This is a genomic window from Tardiphaga sp. (assembly GCF_028290785.1).
Taxonomy (GTDB): Bacteria; Pseudomonadota; Alphaproteobacteria; order Rhizobiales; family Xanthobacteraceae; genus Tardiphaga.
Genome location: NZ_JAQGJD010000294.1, coordinates 16,895 through 38,395 on the forward strand (window position 1 = coordinate 16,895; position 21,501 = coordinate 38,395).

Below are 21,501 nucleotides of genomic sequence, written 5' to 3' on the forward strand. Positions count from 1 at the left end.
CCATCGGCGTTGAGTTTTGATTTTCCGTAACTCAGCGAATGCGCATTTCGACTGATGCAAGTTGGCAACATGTTTCCGACTTGCCATCTGAGGGACTCTGATCGAAACTAACACTGCTCTTCCGATCGATCGGCTCGGCAATGGTTCAAGACAGCGTCCCAATTGCGGAACATTCCGACTGGGTGGTCCGAACCCTGTTGTTCATGGACGTCGTCGAATCTGTAAGGCTCATGGAGCAGTACGAAACCTCCACCGTGCATCGGTGGCTGCAGCTGGTCCGGGTTGTGGAAAACGACATCCTGCCGTCTCATCAAGGACGACTCGTCAAAAGCCTGGGCGATGGGCTGATGCTGGAATTTCCCAGCGTTTTACCGGCCGTTCAGGCCGCATTCGAAGTTCAACACGCTTGCGAAAATGCCAATCTGGGCCTGCCCGCTCAACAGCACATCATGCTCCGCACCGGCGCCCATGTCGGTCACCTGATCACCGGCGAGCACGACGTCTATGGCAGCGGCGTCAACCTCGCCGCACGGCTGGCGACATTGGCCGGGCCCAGCGAAATTGTCGTTTCCGCCGATGTCCGCGACCAACTGACACCGACGCTCGACGCCGAGATCGAAGACCTCGGGCACTGCTATCTGAAACATCTGCATGACCCCGTTCGCGCCTACCGCGTCGGGCCTCCCGGTCCGCAACCTGTAATTGATTCCAGTACGTCTTCGATGCCGCAATTACGGCCGACCATCGCGGTGATTCCGTTTGCCGCCCGGGGCGGCCGGTCAGAGCATCATGTTGTCGGCGAAGTCCTGGCCGATGAAATCATCTCCGCGCTGTCGCGCTCGTCCGAGTTGAACCTTATCTCGCGGCTTTCGACTACCGTGTTTCGGGATCGCAATGCGTCGCTTGAGGAAGTCAGCCGACACCTCGACGCAGACTACGTGCTGTCAGGGGCTTATCGCCGGACGGGCGACGAACTGAGATTGACGGTCGAACTGGCGGTTGCCGATACAGGCGCGGTTGTGTGGTCCGATAGCCTGCACGGCAACGTCCATGCTGTCGTCTTTGGCAGGGACGAACTGGTCGACACGATCGTCGCGTCGGTCAGCATGGCGGTGATGGCTCGCGAGCTTCAACGGGCGCAATCCCTGCCGCTGCCGACACTGGAGAGCTACACCTTGCTGATGGGAGCGATCGCGTTGATGCATCGGCTGTCTCCGCACGACTTCGACCGCTCCCGGCAGATGCTGCAAGCCCTGAGTGAACGCGCACCACGACAAGCCGTGCCGTGGGCCTGGATGGCCAAATGGCATGTGCTGCGCGTGCAGCAGGGATGGTCCGAGGACCCGAAGAGGGAAACGCAACTGGCTCTCGACTGCGGCCGACGGGCTCTCGCCGCAGATCCGCAATGTTCGCTGGCGCTGGTGATTGCGGGCCTGGTTCACACCAACCTGCTGAAGCAGCTCGATGTGGCTCAGGACCATTATGAACTGGCGCTCAGCATCAACCCGAACGACTCGCTGGCGTGGCTGCTGAAGGGGACCCTGCATGCCTTTCGCGGAGAGGGGAAACTCGCCATCGACAATACGCAGCGGGCGCTCAAATTGTCGCCGCTCGATCCTCATCGCTATTTCTACGATTCGCTGGCAGCCACCGCGGCTTTATCGGCGGGACACTATAAACGAGCCATCGAACTGGCCAAACATTCGCTTCGCAGCAACCGCACGCACACTTCGACATTTCGAGCCCTGGCAATTTCGCAATGGCAGCTCGGACTCCACGACGACGCCCGCAAGACGGTCCGCGAGCTGCTGCGGCTTGAGCCGGGCCTGACCATTGCAAACTATATGGAACGCAGTCCGAGCAAGGGATTCGAAACCGGCAAGATTTGGTCCAACGCGTTGCGGGAGGCAGGCGTCCCGCAGTAACGATGAAAGGGACTACGATGAGTACGATGGGTCCTGAAGCAGGATTGGCCGGCGCGGCCGGTGCAGCGGGAGCGGCCGGCGCGGCGGGAGCAGCCGGTGCGGCTGGAGCGGCTGGAGCGGCTGGAGCGGCTGGCGCCGCCGGAGCAGCTGGAGCCGCCGGCGCAGCTTATGGCTACGGATCGCCGATGGCGGCGGATGCCCTGATCAAGCATCGCGATGGTATCGTCGGGAGCTGGTCGCCCCCGCCACCTACCGGATATCCTGCGCAGCGCGACGTGGAGGAGCCGCTCAATCTTAGGGATTGGGACCCCGGCGTACGCGCGTCCGTCATCGACTTCGATCTGCTATCGCATCTGCATTTTACTCAACACTCCGAAAAGCGGGAGGACGGCACGCTGTCGCAAGAGGGCGTCTCGGTCTGGCACTTCAACGTGACGCCTGGCGCCGACCAATCGCCGCGCACTACTGCCAGCAGGATCGCGACGGTGATCCGACCAACCACCGAGATATTCCAAAGTCAGCTCAGGTTCCTTGATGAGTATTCCGACCTCCGGGAAGATCGCGCTTCGGAAATACTGTCCCAGACTTCATATCCATTCCCGTTTTGGGCCTCGATCGTGTACCTGCATCCTGATCGCACGAAGAAAACCATCGAGCTGCTCGACGCGGCGCTGAGGCTCGCCAATTTCGTTGAGATGCGGTTCAAGCACGCGCTCGCCTGCCGGCGTCCCAACGAATATTCGCTGCAGGTTCAGCCGATCATCCTCACGCCGGGGCACGGCAGCTTTCCCAGCGGTCACGCCACCGAGAACCACATGATTGCGCGGATCCTCTGGGAATTGCGTAAAGCCGCTTACGGCATGTCACCCGTGCTCGGCGAGCAATTGATGCGACAGGCCGCGCGCATCGCCATCAATCGAACCGTCGCGGGCGTGCATTTCCCGGTCGATACGGCGGTCGGGCAGATGCTCGGGCTCACGCTGGGCCGTTATTTCATTCAAAGGGCTCAGGCCGGGGCAACGGACTTTCAGGCCTGGCGCTTCGACGGGGAGCGTTATCCGCCAGAGGGCGATTTCGATTTTCGGGATTTTTGCGAGGCCGGTACCGTCACGGAAAAACCCGTGCCTTCCTACATCGCCGCTCTCGCGGCGCAGCCAGCGCCGGACAAGTCGGACATTCTGGAATGGCTGTGGCTGCAAGCCGTACAGGAATGGCGCCAACTCCCGTAAATCCATGATCCCATTTCTCCGTCAGCTTCCAGGACCTTCGCCATGGTCGAGACACGGAAAATATTTGATCCCTATCTGGAATGGGCTGTTGCGACGAAGTTCGCCTATCTGAGCGGCGACTGGTTCCCGGTGCTGCTGGAGGTCGAACCGTCGGCTGCCAGCTTCGTCACCAGAGACTTCAATCCAGATCTGATCCGGGTCCCCTGGATCTATCAGGCCCCTGCCCGCGACTCCTTCGATGCCGAAGTGACATTCTGGATGGTCATCATGCACCGCGCGGCGCTTACGGCGTTGGTCGAAGGGAAAGGTCCGGATTCGATCGACGACAAATTGCAGCCCCTGCTCAAATGGATCAGACGGCTTGAGCTTGGCTCTCCGGTCGTGCCGCATTTCCCGACCCCGAAGCCGCTGCCCGAGCGACGCAAGCCGCTCGCGACCCGTCCGCCGTGCACGGCCATTGTCGCCGTGATCGATGACGGCCTGGCCTTCGCCCACGAGCGATTTCGTTTTGCGACGGGCGCCACCCGCTTCAAATACTTCTGGAACCAGGACGACTCGACGTTCGATCGCGCTCCCCAGGACCTCGGCTGGGGACGTGAACTTCCCGGAGACGAGATCAACACGCTGCTGAGGTCGAGCACCCATGCAGGCGTCATCGATGAAGACGAGGTGTATCGAAAGGCCGGACAGCGTCTTGTCGCGCGACGTGTCAAGCACGGGACGCATGTGATGGATATCGCCTGCGGGCTCGACCCGCAGGAAGCGAACGCGAGTTCGCCCTATCTCATCGGCGTTCAGTTGCCGCAATGGGTGACGAAGGAAACGTCCGGCGGACTGCTGACGCCGATCGTCTACGCCGCCTTGACCTATATCCTGAGCCGCGCCGATCAGATCGCGGTGGATGACGGTACGGCGGCACTGCAGGTGGTCGTCAATCTGAGCTACGGCACCATCGCCGGGCCGCACGATGGCACGACGCCGCTCGAGCGCGCGATCGATCAACTGATCGCAGCGCGCCCGACCCCGCTCCGCGTCGTGCTTCCCGCCGGCAATCACTATCTGGCGCAATGTCATGCCCGCTTCGAGATGGACGAAGCGGCGGCGCCGGACTATCCGGTGAGAGAACTGCACTGGCGGGTGCAACCGGATGACCAGTCGGCCTCATTCATGGAAATCTGGCTGCCGGAATCGGCTGACATCGCTGTGCGCATCACGCCGCCGGCCGCGCCAGCCAGCCCCTGGATCGATGCCGGTGGCCTTTGGTCCTGGCTGACGGCCGACGGACATGTGCGGTTTCGGGCGCGCTATATGAATTCCGCCGGCGAGCGTCCCTGGATTCTGCTGGCGATGGCGCCGACGGCACAGATCGAACCGAATCCCACGGCGCCTTCGGGGACCTGGCTGGTCGAAATCAAGAACAAGGGCGATGCGATTGCGGTCGATGCGTGGGTGCAGCGTGGCGACACGCCGTTTGGTTATCCGCTCCGTGGCCGGCAATCGCGGTTCGAGGATCGCGACTATGTACGCTTCGATCTAGCCGGCCGACCGAAGGAGAGCGACAATGTCGCCAGTCCCATTCGCAGAAGGGACACCATCAATGCGCTTGCGACCGAGCAGAACGCAATCGTCATCGGAGGCTTCAGGCGCAGCGACTATCATCCCAGCCGCTATTCGGGCGCCGGGCCGGCTTTGACTCCCACCAGCATTCCGCTTCCGCGCATCGGCCCGGATGCCGCGGCGGTGGCTGACGACTCCGCTGTGCTACATGGCGTCCTGGCCGCCGGCACACGGACCGGTTCGGTGGTGGCGATGAGCGGCACCAGCGTCGCCGCGCCGCAGGTGACACGGCTGATTTCGAAATTGATGATCGATCGACTGGCGAGCGACCGCCGTGCCGTGCAGGACTTCGCAGCAGCTCATGACCCCGGGCCGCAGCCACTCAAGCCGACGCTGCAGGAGCGCATCGGCGCCGGCCGGATCGAAGTCCGTAGCGCGAAGCTGCGCTGGACGCGCTGGTGACGGCTTCGCCTCTACGTCGCCATACTGCGTATGGCGTCGCGTCCGGAGTGCGGACCTCTACGAATGCGCCACCGTCGCCTGCCCCGCCGGCTCGTCCTGCTTCGCTTCTTCGGTCTTCTTGTCCGGCGAGAACAGCCGCTGGATCGACACGAAGAACACCGGCACCATCAACAGTGCCAGGATCACCACCGCCACCATGCCGCCGGTGACCGAGGTGCCCAGCGCCCGCTGGCTCTGGCCGCCGGCGCCGTTGGCGACCACCATCGGGATCACGCCGCAGATGAAGGCCAGGCCGGTCATCAGGATCGGGCGGAAGCGCAGGTAGCAGGCTTCCATCGTCGCATCGACCAGCGACTTGCCGTGCGCGCGCAGGTCCTTGGCGAATTCGATGATCAGGATCGCGTTCTTGGCCGCGAGCCCGATGATCGTGATCAGACCCACCGTGAAGTAGACGTCGTTCGGCAGGCCGCGCAAAGTCGCCGCCAGCACAGCGCCGCAGATGCCAAGCGGCACCGTCATCAGCACCGCCATGGGAATCGTCCAGCTCTCATAGAGCGCGGCGAGCACCAGGAACACCACCAGCGCCGACAGGCCGAGCAGCAACGGCGCCTGCGAGCCCGACAGCTTTTCTTGCAGCGACTGCCCGGTCCACTCGAAACCGAAGCCGCGCGGCAGCAGGCCGGCCAGGCGCTCCATCTCGGCGATGGCGTCGCCGGAGGTAAAGCCCGGCCGCGCCTCACCGGAGATGCGCACCGCGGGATAGAAGTTGAAGCCGGTGATCTGGGTCGGCCCCTTCGCCCATTCCACGGTGGCGAAGGACGAGAACGGCACCAGCTGCCCACGGCTGTTCTTGACATTGTAATTCAGGATGTCGCTGGCGTTCATCCGGTTGGCGGCCTCCGACTGCACCACGACGCGCTGCATGCGGCCGCGGTTCGGGAAGTCGTTGATGTAGTTCGAGCCGAGATTGGTCGAGATCGTCGAATTGATGTCCTCGAAGGTGACGCCGAAGGCGCCGGCCTTTTCGCGGTCGATCATCAGGTTGACCAAAGGCGCCGGCGGCAGACCTTCGACGAACACCTTCTGCAGCACCGGGCTGGCATTGGCATCGGCGATCAGCTTGTCGGACGCGGCGTTGAGCGCAACAAAGCCCTTCTGGCCGCGGTCCTGTAGGCGGAAGCTGAAGCCCGAGGAGTTGCCGAGGTTGTCGATCGGCGGCGGCTGCAACGCCGAAATCTTGGCATCGCGGATCGACGACAATTCCTTGTTGATATCGGCGACGAGGGCGGCGGCGGAATCGCCGGGCGGCCGGTCCGCCCAGTCCTTCAGGGTGATGAAGGCCTGCGCGGTGTTCATGCCCTGGCCTAGGAAGCTGAAGCCGGTAAGGAACACGACGCTCTCGATGCCGGAGCGCTTGGCCAGATAGGCCTCGACCTTCTCGATGGCGCCCTCGGTGCGGCTGAACGAGGAGTCCGACGGCGTCTGCACGTCCGTGGTGATGAAGCCCTGGTCGTCGATCGGCAGGAAGCCGCCGGGCATCCGCATAAAGCCCCAGGTGAGGCCGACCAGCAGCGCGACATAGACGATCAGCAGGCGCCCAGTGCGGTTGAGCGACCAGCCGACGGTCTTCGAGTAGCCGTCGCGGGTGGCATCGAGCTTGCGGTTGAACCAGCCGAACACGCCCTTTTTGGCGTGGCCGTGGCCGGCCTTCACCGGTTTCAGGAAGGTGGCGCACAAAGCCGGCGTCAGCGATAGCGCCAGCAGCGCGGAGAACGCGATGGAGGCCACCATGGTGACGGAGAACTGCCGGTAGATGATGCCGACCGAACCCGGAAAAAACGCCATCGGCACGAACACGCCGATCATCACCAGCGTGACGCCGATGATGGCGCCGGAGATCTGGCCCATCGCCTTCTTGGTGGCTTCCTTCGGCGGAAGCCCCTCCTCGCTCATGATGCGTTCGACGTTCTCCACCACGACGATGGCGTCGTCGACGAGAATGCCGACCGCCAGGACCATGCCGAACATGGTCAGCATGTTGATGGAATAGCCGGCCATCAGCAGCATCGTGCAGGTGCCGAGCAGCGCGATCGGCACCACGATGGTCGGGATCAGCGTGTAGCGGAAGTTCTGCAGGAAGATGAACATCACGATGAAGACGAGAACCACCGCCTCGATCAGCGTCATCACGACTTTCTCGATCGAAGCCTTGACCACCGGCGTGACGTTGTAGGGAATATCGTAGGCGATATTGGCCGGGAAGAAGTTCGACAGCTCCTTCATCTTGGCTTCGATGGCGGCGGCCGTCGCCAGCGCATTGCCCTTCGGCGACATCAGCACCGAGAGACCGGCGGTCGGCTTGCCATTGAGCCGCGTGGTGAACTGGTAGCTGAGGCCGCCGATCTCGATCCGCGCCACGTCGCGCAGCCGCACGGTGGAGCCGTCGGGATTGGCGCGCAGCACAATGGCGCCGAATTCCTCCGGCGTGGTGAGCTGGCCTTTGACCAGCACCAGCGAAGACGTCTTGGTGGTCGCGGTGCTCGGCTCGGCGCCGACGCTGCCCGATGCGACCTGGGCGTTTTGCGCCGTGATCGCCTTGTTGACGTCGTCGGAAGTGAGATGGTAGCCGACCAGCTTGGCGGGATCGACCCAGACGCGCAGCGAACGCTCGGTGGAATACAGCGAGGCGCGGCCGACGCCGGGAATGCGACGAACCTCGCCCAGAATGTTGCGGATCATGAAGTCGCCGAGGCCGACCTCGTCGAGGCTGCCATCGGTGGAACGCAGCGTGATGATGTTCAGCACCGCGGCGGAGGCTTCTTCCACCAGGATGCCCTGCTGGATTACGGCACGCGGCAGTCGCGCCTCGACGCGCTTGAGGCGGTTCTGCACTTCGACGGAGGCCTGGCTGGTGTCGGTGCCCGGCACGAAGTTGGCGATGATTTCCACCGCGCCGAGCGAGTCGGACGTCGATTCAAAGTTGAGAATACCAGCGGCGCCGTTGAGCTCTTCCTCGATCAGCCGGGTGACGCTGTTGTACAGGTTCTCCGGCGACGCGCCGGGATAGCTGGTCGAGATCGAGATCGAGGGCGGTGCGATGATCGGATACTGCGCGATCGGCAGTTGCGGAATCGCGATCGCCCCGAACAGACAAATGAACAGCGCGACGACCCAGGCAAAAATCGGCCTGTCGATAAAGAAATTAGCCATGTGTCAGGTCTCAGGGCTTCGCTTGGGAGGTCTGCTGCTCGCCCGCGGCGGCATTGGCGGCGGCTTCGGCCACCGGCCATGGCAACGGCTTCACCTTGTCGCCGGGCGCGAACTTCTGAAAGCCCTCGACGACGACACGTTCGCCGCCCTTGAGGCCTTCAGTGACGAACCACTGGCCGTCCTGTACCGCGCCCACACGCACCACCTGTGTCGCGACGTGGCCGTCGTCCTTGACGACGAAGACCTCGCTGCCGCCGCCGCCATTGCGCTGCACGGCCTGCTGCGGCACCGCGATGGAGTCGGTGTCGATGCCCTGCTCGATCTGGACGCGTACATACATGCCCGGCAGCAACTCACGCTTCGGATTGGGGAACTGGCCGCGTAGCGTCACCTGGCCGGTGAAGGCATCGACCTTGGCTTCGGAGAACAGCAGCTTGCCGGGCAGCGGATAGACCTGGCCATCGTCCAGCACCAGCCGGACCCGCGCCGCGTCGTCGGCGATCTGATCGAGGTCGCCGCTCTCGAAGGCGCGGCGCAGCGTGTTCATCTCGCTGACCGACTGGGTGAAGTCGGCATAGATCGGATCGAGCTGCTGGATGGTCGCCAGATTGGTGTTTTCGTTCTGCACCACGAGCGCGCCTTCGCTGACCAGCGCGGCGCCGATGATGCCGCTGATCGGCGCGCGGATGGTGGCGTAATCGAGATTGAGCTTGGCGCGCGCCACGTCGGCCTTGCGGCCGGCGATCTCGGCCTCGGCCTGGCGCATCGCGCCGATGGCTTTCTCGTTCTCCGCTTCGGACACGGCCTTCTGGCCGGCGAGGGTGGCGATGCGGTGCGCATGCTGGGCGGCGAGATCGAAGGCCGCCGTCGCCTTGGCGAGCGCGGCATCGCTGGCCTGCAGCTCGACCTGGAACGGCTTCGGATCGATCCGGTACAGCGGTTCGCCGGCCTTCACGACGCTGCCCTGATGGAACATGCGCTCGACGACGATGCCGGAGACGCGCGGACGCACATCGGCGACGCGGGTCGGCGCGATGCGGCCGGGCAATTCGCGAATCAGAGAGCGCGCCTGCGGCTTGACGGAGACGACACTCACTTCGGGCTCCGGCGCCTGGGTTGCCGCAACGGCCTGCTTCGGCTCGTTGCATCCCGCCAGCACCGGCGCAAGGCCGGCAAGCAATAGCGCCAGGGCTGCGGAGCGTGGGTTGAATGTCGTCATGACAGCTATCGTTCCTGCTTGGGTATTCGAGGCGCATGTCCAGTTGCACATGCATCGACGGAGCCGCCGGGCCTACGCCCATCGCGACTTTTCCGGATATTTCGAACCTGTTGATAGCTGACGATAAATCAGATGCGCTGCAGCGCAATACATTTCGTGGCGGCGCAATGCCACACGCGCTTACCGCATTGGAAATGCAGCAGGTTTCTGGCCCTCACGGAATCGTGTGAGCGCGTAAATCTAGTTAACCGCCGTCATTCGGTAATGGCTGACGCCCCACTCGCTGCCATTCGAGTAGCCGAACAGTCCCGCCGTCGCCAAGAAAAACCAGCGCCAGCGCCGCATCCACAGCGACGTGCTGCCACCGTAAACCGGGCGCAGGATGCGTTCGATGGCCGCGCGGTTGCGATCGAAGTTGTGGAGCCAGCCGAGCGCCGTGCGCTGGTAGTGCACGCCGCTCCAGCGCCACTCCTTCTCGACGGTGAACAAGTCGGCGTATTGCCGGATCAACTGATGACTCGGCATCACGCCGCCGGTGAAGAAATGCTGTGCGATCCAGTCTTCCTCGTCGGCGCGGTCGAACAGATAAGTGCCGGAGCGGTGCGTGAAGATATGCATGAAGAAGCGGCCGTCCGGCGCCAGCCACGAGCGGATCCGCGTCAGCAGCTCGCGCCAGTTCATCATGTGCTCGAACATTTCCACCGACACGATGCGGTCGAATTTTTGCGTGGGCGCAAAGACATTCATGTCCTGCGTGATGACGCTCAGGTTGGCGAGGCCGCGCGCCGCCGCCTCACGCTCGATATATTCGCGCTGCGAAACGGAGTTGGAGACCGCGGTAATGCTGGCATGGGGAAACTGCCGCGCCATCGACAGCGCCAGCGACCCCCAGCCGCAGCCGAGTTCGAGGATCCTCTGTCCGTCGGCGAGATCGGCGTGCTCGATGGTCTGGCGCAGCGCCTCTTCCTCGGCCTCCCGCAGCGTCGATTCCGGTTCCTTGTAGTAGCACGACGAGTACTTGCGGTTTGGCCCCAGCACCAGCGCGAAGAACGCCGCCGGCACTTCGTAGTGCTGGGCGTTGGCCGCCTCGGTGTGTTCGGCGATGCTGCGCGCCGCCATCTCACTGGCGAAGGCGGCGTCGGCGATCGCATCGCCGGACGCCAGCCGCGTCGCGGTGCGCGAGCAGAGCTGCTGGATGCCGGCGCGGATCACCATGTCCGGCAGCGGCACGCGTTCGGCGGTGCCGATGATGCGGGAGACCACGCTCATGGAGTCGCCTCTTTCGGCGGCAACGGGAAAAACACGCTGGTGCGCGACTGGTACTCACGATAGCGGTCGCCGCGCGAGCGCAGCATCTGGTCTTCCAGCGGCGGCACGCCGGTGACGTAGCGCAGGATCCAGAACATGAAGAGCGGCGCCAGCAGCGTGGCGAAACCCCAGGGATAGTCAATGGATAATGCGATTACCGGATAGGCCAGCCAGCCGAACCACTCGAAGAAGTAGTTCGGATGCCGCGACCAGCGCCATAGTCCGATATCGCAGACCTTTCCCTTATTGGCCGGATCGGAGCGGAACGCCTTGAGTTGCGCATCGGCCAGCGCCTCGCCGGCGATGCCCGCGAACAGGATCAGCACGCCGAGCCCATCCTGCAGCCGCAGCGCCTCCGACGGGAACCGCGCCGCGACGAAGATCGCGAACACCAGCGGGATCGAGCCGAAGCCCTGGTTCTGCAGGAAGACGAACATCTTCTTCGGCGAATCGACGCCCCACTCCTTGGCGAACGCCGCGTAGCGCGGGTCGTCGGTGATTCCCCGGGTACGCGCAGCGATGTGCGAACCGAGCCGCACCGACCAGATCGCCACCAGAACGGCTACCAGCCACTGCCTTGCATTCGGCGAAGCACCCGCCACCGGCCAGAGCGCGCTGCCGGCGCCGACCAGGCCCAGCGAGAATGTCCAGATGGTATCGACCCAGCCGGAATTGCCGGTACGCTGCTGCACCAGCCAGGCACCGGCCATCAGGACGGACAGCGAGACCGCGATAGCGGCCAGCGCTTCGAGATAAAGAAAGGTCATGCAAGGCCCCATTGAGCGGCCGCGCCGCTGCGCGTTTCACAAATACGCTACAATTCAAGCCGGGTTTCAGGGCAAAGTTCCATTGGATGAGTCCCGCCGCGCCTACTCCGATCTTTTTTTGTCGCCGGGCTGTGCCATATTGCGCATCTGAGTTCCCTCGCAAGCAGTTGAAACCACCATGGCGCCAGGCTCCACTTCCCGCTCCGCGATGGAGATCGAACTGACCAAACTGTCCTCACCCCGGATTTTCCTGGTGCGGATGCTGGTGTTCCTGGTGCTGTGCGCGCTGGTGCTGACGGTGCTCTACAAGCAGATCATCGTGGCGTTCTTCGCCAATCCCGGCCTCAACGCGCTGATCGGTGGGGTACTGTTCATCGGCATCATCCTGGCGTTCCGGCAGGTGATCCGGCTGTATCCCGAGGTCGCCTGGGTCAACAACTTCCGGATCTCCGATCCCGGCCTGGCGCTGGACAAGCGCCCGACCTTGCTGGCGCCGATGGCCGCGATCCTCGGCGGCGAACGCTCCGGGCGGATGTCGATCTCGCAGCAGACCATGCGGCATCTACTGGATTCGATCGCCACCCGGCTCGACGAAGCCCGCGATATCTCGCGCTACATGACCGGCCTCTTGGTGTTCCTCGGCCTGCTCGGCACCTTCTGGGGCCTGATCGAGACCGTCGGCTCGGTCGGCAAGGTGATCGAGGGACTGAAGGTCGGCGGCGACGCCGGCTCGCTGTTCGATACCCTGAAGGAAGGCCTCGCCGCGCCCTTGGCCGGCATGGGCATCTCGTTCTCGTCGTCGCTGTTCGGCCTCGCGGGTTCGCTGATTCTCGGCTTCCTCGACCTGCAATCGTCCGGCGCGCAGAACCGCTTTTATACTGACCTCGAGGACTGGCTGGCGTCCACCGTGAAGGAATATTCCGGCGAAACCGCCGCGGGCGCGTCCGGCGACCTGCAGAACGCCATCGAGCGGCTGCGCACCACGATGGAAGAAGGCGGCAACAACCGCGGCACCACCACCGCAATGGCCAACCTCGCGGATGCGATCCAGAGCCTGGTGGCGCATATGCGCTCCGAGCAGGAAATGATCCGCGAATGGGCCGACGGCCAGGGCGAGCAGAACCGCGAGATCAAGAAGCTGCTGGAGCGCATCGCAAAACAGCCGGAGAAGAATTAGTGACGACTCGCGTTCCCCGGATGCTGCGCAACGCGCTGCACCTGCAGCGTGGTGCGCTGCTGATCCGGGGCCCCGGTTGGTTGCGTCGAAACCGGGATCCCGGATCTGCGGAGCGGCATGAAGAATGCCGCACCGCGTCCGGGAAACAATTCCGCATTTTGGAGAACAACTGATGGCTCTCGCACGCGGACGGCGCGGCTCCTCCGAATTCAACTACTGGCCCGGCTTCGTCGATGCATTGTCGACGCTTGTGCTGGCGGTCGTGTTCCTGCTGTCGATCTTCCTGGTGGTGCAGTTCTTCCTGTCGCAACAGATCACCGGCAAGGACAAGGCGCTGGAAGAACTCAACGCCAAGCTGGCGCAACTCAACGATCTACTGTCGCTCGAGAAGCTCGGCAAGCTCAACCTCGACGACCAGTTGGCGCAGATGCGCGCCGGGCTGTCCGCCGCGCAATCCGAACGCGACCGCGTCAAGGGCCTCTATGACGGCCTCGCCGGCGCCGGCAACGACGCTGCCGGCCGCGCCGGCGAACTCAACAAGGCGCTGGATTCCGAGAAGGCGCTGTCGGCGCGTGCGCTGGCCCAGGTCGAGGTGCTGAACCAGCAGATTTCGGCGCTGCGCCGCCAGCTCGCCGCCCTTGAGGACGCGCTGGAAGCCTCCGAGAAGCGCGACAGGGAATCGGCGGGCCGCATCGCCGACCTCGGACAGCGGCTCAACGTGGCGCTGGCGCAGCGGGTGCAGGAATTGTCGCGCTACCGCTCGGAATTCTTCGGACGCTTGCGCGCCATCCTCGGCAACCGCCCGGACATCCGCATCGTCGGCGACCGTTTCGTGTTCCAGTCCGAGGTTTTCTTCGACACCGGGCAAGCCCTGCTGCTGCCGGAAGGCCGCGCCGAACTCGACAAAGTCGCCAGCGCGCTGACCGAACTCGACAAGCAGATCCCGGCCGAGATCGCCTGGGTGATGCGGGTCGATGGCCACACCGACTCCCGCCCGATCCTCAACAGCCCGCTGTTCAAGTCGAATTGGGAATTGTCATCAGCGCGCGCGATCTCGGTGGTGCAGTATCTGGTCTCGCTCGGCGTGCCCGCGCAGCGCCTGGTCGCCGCCGGCTTCGCCGAATTCCAGCCGCTCGACGTCGCGACGACGGAAGAGGCCTACAAGCGCAACCGCCGCATCGAGCTGAAGCTGACGGAGCGCTGAGGTGATGAACCAAACTCGGCGTCATGGCCGGGCTTGTTCCGGCCATCCACGACGTTCCGCGCGAACGTGGATGGCCGGCATAACGCCGGCCATGACGGCTGCAACATGAGCGTTTCGTTTCACCTCCGTCGCTATACTGACGCCGACGAAGACGCGTCGATCGCGCTGTGGCTGGAGACCTGGCGGCAGGCCTATCCCTCCATCGACTTCGACGCCCGCGTCGACTGGTGGCGCAACCGCTGGCGCAGCGAATTGGTGCCGGTGGCTGACATTGTGGTTGCCGAGCAGGACGGCGCGCTGGTCGGATTCGTGACGATGGATCGCACGGGCTATCTCGACCAGTTGGTGGTGAGCCCGGCGCAATGGGGATCTTCGGTCAGCAGAGAGTTGGTCGATGAAGCGAAACGGCTGTCGCCGGATGGCGTGACGCTGAAGGTCAACGCCGACAATTTTCGCGCGATCAGGTTCTACGAGCGCAACGGGTTTGTGCGGACCGGCGAGGAGGTGAATTCGTCGGGGCGCGCGGTGCTGATTATGGCGTGGACCACTTAACGCTTCCGACACTTCACCGCCGCCGAAAATTGAGCTAGTCTCGCGCCATGACAAAGCTTCTAGATCAGGCGCTTGATCTTGCCCGCAGCCTTCCGTCGGATGCGCAGGACGACATCGCGCGCATCGTGCTGCAGCTTGCCGGCAATGACGGTGTGCCGGTGACGCTGTCTTCCGACGAGCGAACTGCCATTGCGATTTCGAAAGCTGCGGCGGTGCGTGGCGAATTTGCGACGGACGACCAGGTCCGGGCGGTGTGGGCCAAGCACGGGCTGTGAAGCTCCGCTACACCATCCCGGCACTCGCCGATCTCGATGCAATCCTCCACCATATCACCGCATATTCCCCGCACGGGGCAGCGCGCGTTCATGCCCGCATCCAGCGAATGGTCAGTCTTCTCCCGGAGCATCCGGAAATAGGCGTGCGCACGGATGACCCCGTCATTCGTCGCTTGGCAACGCCGCCCTATCCCTATCTCGTGTTTTACGAGGCCACCGAAACAGAGATTATCGTGCATGCGATCCGCCATGCAGCCCGCAATCCGTCGGAAATGCCCGGGTCACTGTAACGGCCCGTCACACCCCGAACTGCAGCCGCGCCAGTCGCGCGTACAGCCCGCCGGCGGCGACCAGCGAGGCATGCGTGCCCTGTTCGACGATGCGGCCATGCTCCATCACCAGGATACGGTCGCACGACAGCACGGTGGCGAGGCGATGCGCGATCACCAGCGTGGTACGGTGCTTCATCAGCTCTTCCAGCGCGGTCTGCACCAGCGTCTCGCTCTCCGCATCGAGCGCCGAGGTGGCTTCGTCGAGCAGCAGCAGGGGCGCGTCGCGCAGGATGGCGCGGGCAATCGCGATGCGCTGGCGCTGGCCGCCGGACAAGGTCACGCCGCGCTCGCCGAGCTGCGCTCCGAACCCGTCCGGCAGCCGGCGGATGAATTCGGTGGCATGCGCCAGGCTCGCGGCGTGCTCGACTTCGGCGTCGGTGGCGTCGGGCCGGCCGAAGCGGATGTTTTCGCGGGCGGTGGCAGCGAACACCACGGAATCCTGCGGCACCAAGGCGATGCGGCGGCGCAGCTCCTTCGGGTCGGCGTCGCGGATCGGCAGGCCGTCGAACGAGATCGTTCCGCTGCGGGGGTCGTAGAACCGCAGCAGCAGGTGAAACAGTGTGCTCTTGCCGGCGCCGCTTGGCCCGACAATGGCGACCTTTTCGCCGGACTTGACCGCAAATGAGACGCCGTCGGCAGACAGGATGTCGGGCCGGGTCGGATAGGCGAAGGTAACGTTGTCGAAGCTGACGTCGCCGCGCGCAGGCTGCGGCAGCGCGCGGGGCACCACCGGCGCGGTGACTGCGGATTTGACGTGGAGGATTTCGAACAATCGCTCGGCGGCGCCGGAGGCGGCCGAGACCTCACCCCAGACTTCGCTGAGCTGGCCGAGGCTGGAGGCGGCGAACGCCGCGTAGAGCACGAACTGGCTGAGCCGGCCCGGCGTCAGCGCGCCGGACAGCACGTCGTGTGAGCCAACCCAGAGAATACCGACGACGCTGGAGAACACGATGAAGATGATCACGGCCGTTAGCACCGCGCGCGCCCGCGTCGAGCCCAGCGCGGCGTCATAGGCGCGCTCGACCTCGCCGCCGAACCGGGCATTGGCGAGATTTTCATTGGTATAGGCCTGCACGGTGCGGATCGACCCGACCAGCTCGCCGGCATAGGCGGAAGCCTCCGCCAGGCTGTCCTGCGCATCGCGCGACAGCCGGCGCACCCAGCGCCCGAACGCCACCAGCGGGATCACGATCAGCGGAATCGCCGCCAGCACGAAGCCGGACAGTTTTGGGCTGGAGATCACCATCATCGCGGCGGCGCCGAGAAACATGATGATGTTGCGCAGCGCGATCGATACCGAGGCGCCGACCGCCGACTTGATCTGGGTGGTGTCGGCGGTGAGCCGCGACACCAGCTCGCCGGACCGGGCCGAATCGAAGAACGCCGGCGACAGCGCCGTGAGATGCGCAAACACGTCGCGGCGGAGATCGGCGACGATTCGCTCGCCGATGGTCATCACGAGGTAATAGCGCGCGGCACTGGCGCCCGCGAGCACCGCGACCACCGCGATCATCACGCTGAAATAGCTGTTGATCATGGCGATGCCTTCGGGGCTGAAGCCGAAGTCGATCATGCGGCGCGCCGCAATCGGGACGATCAGGGTGGTCAGTGCGGCGATGGTCAGCGAGACCAGTGCCAGCGCCACCCGGCCGCGGTAGCGCGCGACATAGGGCGCCAGCGCCAGCAGCGGCCGCAATCTGGCGCGGCTGGGTGCCGGCGCGTCCACCACCGCATCGACCAGCGAGGGCTCGGAAAGCACAGGATCCGGCTGTGGTGGCAGCGATTTGACGCCGGGGGGGATTTCAAGCCGTTCAACTGCGCTCATGATTCCAACTGTCCTTGCCGCCTGCCTCAAATAGGCCTGCCGCGGCCCAGGCGCAAATCAAGGCCGGATCGGTGCGGGAGTCCTTGTCTTAGCGCAAGTCCTGCGATATAGAGCGGCCAAATCCACTCCTCTTACGCCGTGATGCAGGCGCCAGCGCGCCGAAGGAATTGCCATGAAAGCCGAAGTTCACCCGGATTATCACATGATTACGGTCGTTATGACCGACGGGACCGAGTTCCAGACCCGTTCCACCTGGGGCAAGGAAGGCGACAAGCTGAACCTCGACATCGACGCCAAGACCCATCCGGCGTGGACCGGCGGTTCGGCCCAGATGCTCGACCGCGGCGGTCGCGTTTCGCGCTTCCAGAAGAAGTTTTCGGGCTTTCTCAAGAAAGACGAAGCCGCTTCGGCCTGATCCTTCGTGTTTTGTTACAAAACGCCCCGCTTTGCGGGGCGTTTTTCGTGGGCCCCCGGCCACGGATCTGGCGGTATGCCGCAACCGCGCCGCGATGGAACCTTAAAACCGCCCCCGTTGGCCATGCATGTCAATGCAGAAACAATACAGCTTGCGCGGGGGCGCATCGATCATGCCGCAAGGCGCCCATCGTCCACGCAAGATTCCGCGTCAGGCTCGGTCGCTCGCCACCGTCGAGGTGATCCTCGATGCCGCGGCGCTGCTGCTGGTCGATGAGGGCTACGATCAGGCCACCACCAACCGCATCGCCGAACGTGCCGGGGTCAGCATCGGCTCGCTGTACCAGTATTTTCCGAACCGCGAATCGGTGGTGGCGGCGGTCGCGCACCGTCTCAAGGACGGCATCGCAACGCCGCTCTGGCGGGCCATGTCGGAGAAGCCGGAGCCGGACCTGCGCAGCCAAATCACTGGCGGCCTGCGCACGTCCATCGCCAGTCATGCCAGCGCGCTGCCGCTATTCCGGATCTTGCTAGAGGTGACATCGCGGCCGGCGGCAGTAGAATGGTCGGTGGACGCTTTCCGCGAACGGCAGATCATTCTACGGAAGTGCCTCAATGCCCACGCCGGCGAACTTCGCAAGGATTTCGACGTCGAGGTCAGCAGTTTCTTCCTTCCAAGAATGGTCGGGTCCGCCATCGACGCCGCGATCCTGATGCGACCGGCAGCCCTCACCAACGGCGAACTCGAGCGCGAACTCACCACGATGCTGTCGTATTACCTGATGGGTGGACGGTAGAGTTTGATCCATCGGGAGCGAAACGGTTTGACCGTGTCCCGGACGCGGTGCGGCGCGCAGTGCCGCTCCGCAGAGCCGGACCGTACCAAGGGCGGTGTTCTTGACGATCCGGCTCTGCAGCTCACTACGCCTCCTCAAACGATGCTTCGCATCATCAGGGGAGGCGCATTGCGCTGCGTCCGGGACACGATTCAGTTGAGCTGAATTCTGCTATAGGTGAAGCTGGCGCCGGCGGCGCTATCGTACGCCGATGTCGAACGAATAGGCGACGCCGAGGCCGTAAGTCACCTGGTTGGTGGAGCCACGGAGTTGCACCAGCGGGCTGTCAGCCACGCTGCCCAGCAGCTTGTCGTATTCGACGTAGCCGCGCACTTCCCACTGCTTGTCGAGCTGGTAGCGCAGCTGCGCGCCGACGCCGACCGAATTCGAACCGCCCTTGGCGTCATAGGCGGGCAGGCCCGACGCCAGCGCCTCGACATTGCTGACGCTGAAATAGCTCGACGCGTACTTCGCATCGGTCACCGTGTATCGCGGGCCGAATGCAAAGGTCATGCGCTCGTTCAGCGGCAAGATCACATCCGCCGAGAAATCCGCCACGATGCCTTCATGGCCGCCAAAACCGCGGCGGACTTCGGAGCGCACGCGCAACCAGTCGAACGCGTAGTATTCGGCGAAGCCGCCGATCTCGACGGCGAATTTGACGTCGTTGAGGCCGCGCAGCTCGCTGTGATCCTCGGCCTTGCGCGCCGACTTGAAGGCGCCGACCGGACCGGCGCGAAACCGGCCATAGTCGATCAATGCGAAGCTGGCATTGTCGCGCATGCTCTTGAAGCGCGCCGGCGTGCCGGCCCTGCGGATCGAAATGATCGGCTTCGGGTCCAGCATCGAACTGCCGGCTCCCGGATAGGACGGCTTCATCTCGCCGCCGATCCCGAGCGTCACGGTCCAGCCGCCGGACGCCGACGGCACGAACGGCACCGAGGGCAGCATCACCACTGGATCGGCCGCAAAAGCCGCCGACGGCAATGCGACAACGCTCAAGACGCCAAGCAGCACACGCGAAAATGACATTAAATCCCCAGCTTCGATTTCAGGTGCGTATGACCATGGTGGCCGCGCCTCGATATGCCACTTCGCTGCGATCTCCCATGTGACAGGAGATCCCCCGCAGCACCGCCAAGATACGCGGCCTATCGGCCGATCGAAACTCGCATTCGGTTCACCACGCGTAGATCGCCGGCACCGCGCCATGAAGCCCTGTGCTGCAGGCATTTCACACAACGGAGGGATATCGCACTCGCATTTCGAGGCGAGACTAGTGGGGCCGTCTGAATCAACCGGTCTCGGTTGGCTGCGGCATCGCGCCGCAGCGCCGGCCTTGCTTTCGGACGGCCTCAAGCCTTCGCGACAACGTCGCGCTTCCGCGGCGCCATCCACTGCGTGATCCAGTTGCGGCCGGGCATCTCGACCAAGCGATAGCTGAGCTCGGACAACACCCAGATCGCGGCAAAGCAGGCGCAGGCCGCGGCGACATAGACTGCCTCGGTCTCGCCAAAGTGCCGCCAGGTGCGCACGGCGAAGCTGACGAACAGCGGATGGATCAGGTAGATCGAATAGGAGATGACGCCGAGCCTATAGGCCAGCGCATTGCCGAACAGCGCCTGCGCCATGCGGCCATCGCGCGACAGCACGGCCACCAGCGGAATGAACAGCAGGTACAGCGGCAGGTCGCTGCGGCTCAGCGCGCCGACGGCGACCATCGCGACGAGGATGCCGATCACCAGCGCATCCTGCAGCGTCATCGAGAGCCGGTCGATCGCATCCGCGAAACGGAAGATCGCCAGCCCCAGCGTGAAGCCCGCCACCGCGCGCAGCAGCGGATAGAACGAATTGCCGTTGACCACATCGAGCGAGCCGCCGGAGCCGCGCCCGCTGATACTGACGGCGTAGATTGCGACAAAAGCGGCAAGCACCGCGACAGCGGCCGTCGGCGAGCTCTTGCGCAGGGTGAAGGCCATCAGGATCGGCAGCAGCAGATAGGACCCCATCTCGGCGCTTGCCGCCCAGGCGACGCCTATCACCGGATAGATGTAGAGGCCCCAGCCGGTCATCATCAGCAGATTGCCGACCCAGTCCCATGCGGAATACATCGCGAGATGATCGCCGGACAGGCCGGCCGCCATCTTCGCTATATAAAACAGGCCGATGACGAAATAGGCGGGATACAGCCGCGCCACACGCTTCACCATGAAAGTGGCGAAGGTGTGCGGGGTGAGATGCGCGAAGGCATCGCGATAGGTCAGCGCCATCACGTAGCCGCTGAGCATGAAGAACAGATCGACGATCAGGTAACCGAACGGAATTCGGAAATACGAGGCGGTGCCGCCGGTGGCGAGTTGCACGTCGCCGAAATGATAGACGACGATGATGGCCGCGGCGACGCCGCGCACACCGGTCAACGCCCTGATATCTCCCGCCATGTGATACACCCCTACTGTGCGGGGCATGTTTAGCGCATTTCCGGAAGTGCTGTCATTCCGGGGCGCGAGGGCAAAGCCCGAGCGAACCCGGAATCTCGAAATGTTCAGCGTGCCGCCATCTCCGGATTCCGGGTTCGCTCGCAGCTAGCGCTGCTCCCGCCCCGGAATGACAATGCTTAGCGCTCGAAGGCGGCCTTCAGGCGGTTCATCTGCGGCACCAACGGGTTGCCGATCGCCGCGCGCTCGGTGGTCGAGGCGTGGATCGAGACATCGAGACGGCGCACCTTGGTCTGTAGCGCCATCGAGCGCGCGATCAATTCCTGCAGTTGCTCGGGCAGCTTGCTGAGCATCTCGTCCGGGCTGGGATCGGCGGCGCTGAGCTTGACCTTGGTCTTTTCGCGGTTGGCCTGGGACAGCGTCATCTCGCCTTCCTTCACCGCGCGGTGCAGCAGCAACCACGAGGCCAACTGCATCAGGCGGGTGGTGAGCCGCATGCTTTCGGTGGCGTAGGTCAGGCTGACGGAACGGTCCAGGGCCTTGGCTTCGGTGCGGCCGACGCCGTCGAGATAGGCGGCGGTCTCCTCGACCAGGTCCATGCCTTCGCGAAACAGGGTACCGAAGGCAGCGGAGTTGGTCAGCCGCTCGCTGAACTGAACGAGCGAGGGTTCGCTGTGCAAACGGTCCGACATAGTTAACGCCTCACGCCACGTGTTACGCAGTCCGCTTTGAATCTGCGGCCGGCCATTATGATGAACAAATCATTACGCC

At 64.0% G+C, this 21,501-nt stretch carries 18 protein-coding genes; 10 read left to right on the forward strand and 8 right to left on the reverse strand.

The genetic code is table 11. The features are described 5' to 3' along the window. Positions 1-203 precede the first annotated feature (203 nt). The 3 genes from JWR89_RS17735 (at position 204) to JWR89_RS17745 (ending at position 5,173) form a co-directional block, all read left to right on the forward strand. The gene (locus JWR89_RS17735; protein WP_299718476.1) at positions 204-1,925 is read left to right on the forward strand and encodes an adenylate/guanylate cyclase domain-containing protein; all 1,722 of its coding nucleotides are present in this window, start codon (positions 204-206) and stop codon (positions 1,923-1,925) included. A gap of 185 nt (positions 1,926-2,110) precedes the next feature. Further along, the gene (locus JWR89_RS17740) at positions 2,111-3,154 is read left to right on the forward strand and encodes a phosphatase PAP2 family protein (protein ID WP_299718478.1); all 1,044 of its coding nucleotides are present in this window, start codon (positions 2,111-2,113) and stop codon (positions 3,152-3,154) included. Positions 3,155-3,196: 42 nt separating this feature from the next. Further along, positions 3,197-5,173 (forward strand): S8 family serine peptidase, encoded by a 1,977-nt coding sequence (locus tag JWR89_RS17745; protein ID WP_299718480.1) that lies wholly within the window; start codon positions 3,197-3,199, stop codon positions 5,171-5,173. Positions 5,174-5,230: 57 nt separating this feature from the next. On the opposite strand, the gene JWR89_RS17750 is transcribed toward JWR89_RS17745, so the two are convergent. The 4 genes from JWR89_RS17750 to JWR89_RS17765 all read right to left on the reverse strand — a co-directional run bounded on the left by JWR89_RS17750 (position 5,231) and on the right by JWR89_RS17765 (position 11,677). Continuing rightward, complete coding sequence (locus JWR89_RS17750; RefSeq protein WP_299718481.1) at positions 5,231-8,383, reverse strand: multidrug efflux RND transporter permease subunit; 3,153 nt, start codon at positions 8,381-8,383, stop codon at positions 5,231-5,233. A 10-nt stretch (positions 8,384-8,393) separates the two neighbouring features. Next, on the reverse strand, positions 8,394-9,602 hold the full coding sequence (locus JWR89_RS17755; protein ID WP_299718483.1) for an efflux RND transporter periplasmic adaptor subunit: 1,209 nt from the start codon (positions 9,600-9,602) through the stop codon (positions 8,394-8,396). A gap of 240 nt (positions 9,603-9,842) precedes the next feature. Then, on the reverse strand, positions 9,843-10,871 hold the full coding sequence (locus JWR89_RS17760; protein WP_299718485.1) for a cyclopropane-fatty-acyl-phospholipid synthase family protein: 1,029 nt from the start codon (positions 10,869-10,871) through the stop codon (positions 9,843-9,845). Continuing rightward, complete coding sequence (locus tag JWR89_RS17765; protein WP_299718487.1) at positions 10,868-11,677, reverse strand: DUF1295 domain-containing protein; 810 nt, start codon at positions 11,675-11,677, stop codon at positions 10,868-10,870. The genes JWR89_RS17760 and JWR89_RS17765 overlap by 4 nt, the downstream gene beginning before the upstream one ends. A gap of 178 nt (positions 11,678-11,855) precedes the next feature. Here JWR89_RS17765 and JWR89_RS17770 point away from each other — a divergent pair, with 178 nt between their 5' ends. From JWR89_RS17770 to JWR89_RS17790, 5 genes are all read left to right on the forward strand, one after another. Next, on the forward strand, positions 11,856-12,854 hold the full coding sequence (locus JWR89_RS17770) for a flagellar motor protein MotA (RefSeq protein ID WP_299718489.1): 999 nt from the start codon (positions 11,856-11,858) through the stop codon (positions 12,852-12,854). A gap of 172 nt (positions 12,855-13,026) precedes the next feature. After that, on the forward strand, positions 13,027-14,058 hold the full coding sequence (locus JWR89_RS17775) for a peptidoglycan -binding protein (RefSeq protein ID WP_299718491.1): 1,032 nt from the start codon (positions 13,027-13,029) through the stop codon (positions 14,056-14,058). 105 nt (positions 14,059-14,163) lie between these two features. Next, the gene (locus JWR89_RS17780; protein WP_299718493.1) at positions 14,164-14,610 is read left to right on the forward strand and encodes a GNAT family N-acetyltransferase; all 447 of its coding nucleotides are present in this window, start codon (positions 14,164-14,166) and stop codon (positions 14,608-14,610) included. A gap of 47 nt (positions 14,611-14,657) precedes the next feature. Beyond that, a complete protein-coding gene (locus JWR89_RS17785; RefSeq protein ID WP_299718495.1) occupies positions 14,658-14,885 on the forward strand; it encodes a hypothetical protein in 228 nt (75 codons plus the stop codon). Then, positions 14,882-15,175 (forward strand): type II toxin-antitoxin system RelE/ParE family toxin, encoded by a 294-nt coding sequence (locus JWR89_RS17790; protein WP_299718497.1) that lies wholly within the window; start codon positions 14,882-14,884, stop codon positions 15,173-15,175. The genes JWR89_RS17785 and JWR89_RS17790 overlap by 4 nt, the downstream gene beginning before the upstream one ends. Before the next feature lie 7 nt (positions 15,176-15,182). On the opposite strand, the gene JWR89_RS17795 is transcribed toward JWR89_RS17790, so the two are convergent. Continuing rightward, positions 15,183-17,042: an ABC transporter ATP-binding protein/permease gene (locus tag JWR89_RS17795; RefSeq protein ID WP_299718499.1), complete on the reverse strand. Its 1,860-nt coding sequence runs from the start codon at positions 17,040-17,042 to the stop codon at positions 15,183-15,185. A 172-nt stretch (positions 17,043-17,214) separates the two neighbouring features. On the opposite strand from JWR89_RS17795, the gene rpmE reads away from it, so the two are divergent. Continuing rightward, positions 17,215-17,457: a 50S ribosomal protein L31 gene (gene rpmE, locus JWR89_RS17800; protein WP_299718501.1), complete on the forward strand. Its 243-nt coding sequence runs from the start codon at positions 17,215-17,217 to the stop codon at positions 17,455-17,457. 172 nt (positions 17,458-17,629) lie between these two features. After that, positions 17,630-18,253, forward strand: coding sequence for a TetR/AcrR family transcriptional regulator (locus JWR89_RS17805; protein WP_299718503.1), 624 nt, complete (start codon positions 17,630-17,632; stop codon positions 18,251-18,253). Positions 18,254-18,490: 237 nt separating this feature from the next. Here JWR89_RS17805 and JWR89_RS17810 read toward each other — a convergent pair whose 3' ends face one another. The 3 genes from JWR89_RS17810 to JWR89_RS17820 all read right to left on the reverse strand — a co-directional run bounded on the left by JWR89_RS17810 (position 18,491) and on the right by JWR89_RS17820 (position 21,422). After that, a complete protein-coding gene (locus JWR89_RS17810; protein WP_299718505.1) occupies positions 18,491-19,324 on the reverse strand; it encodes a MipA/OmpV family protein in 834 nt (277 codons plus the stop codon). Between the two features lie 323 nt (positions 19,325-19,647). Then, positions 19,648-20,760, reverse strand: coding sequence for an acyltransferase (locus JWR89_RS17815; protein WP_299718507.1), 1,113 nt, complete (start codon positions 20,758-20,760; stop codon positions 19,648-19,650). A gap of 149 nt (positions 20,761-20,909) precedes the next feature. After that, positions 20,910-21,422 (reverse strand): DUF1465 family protein, encoded by a 513-nt coding sequence (locus JWR89_RS17820; protein WP_299718509.1) that lies wholly within the window; start codon positions 21,420-21,422, stop codon positions 20,910-20,912. Between the last annotated feature and the right edge of the window lie 79 nt (positions 21,423-21,501).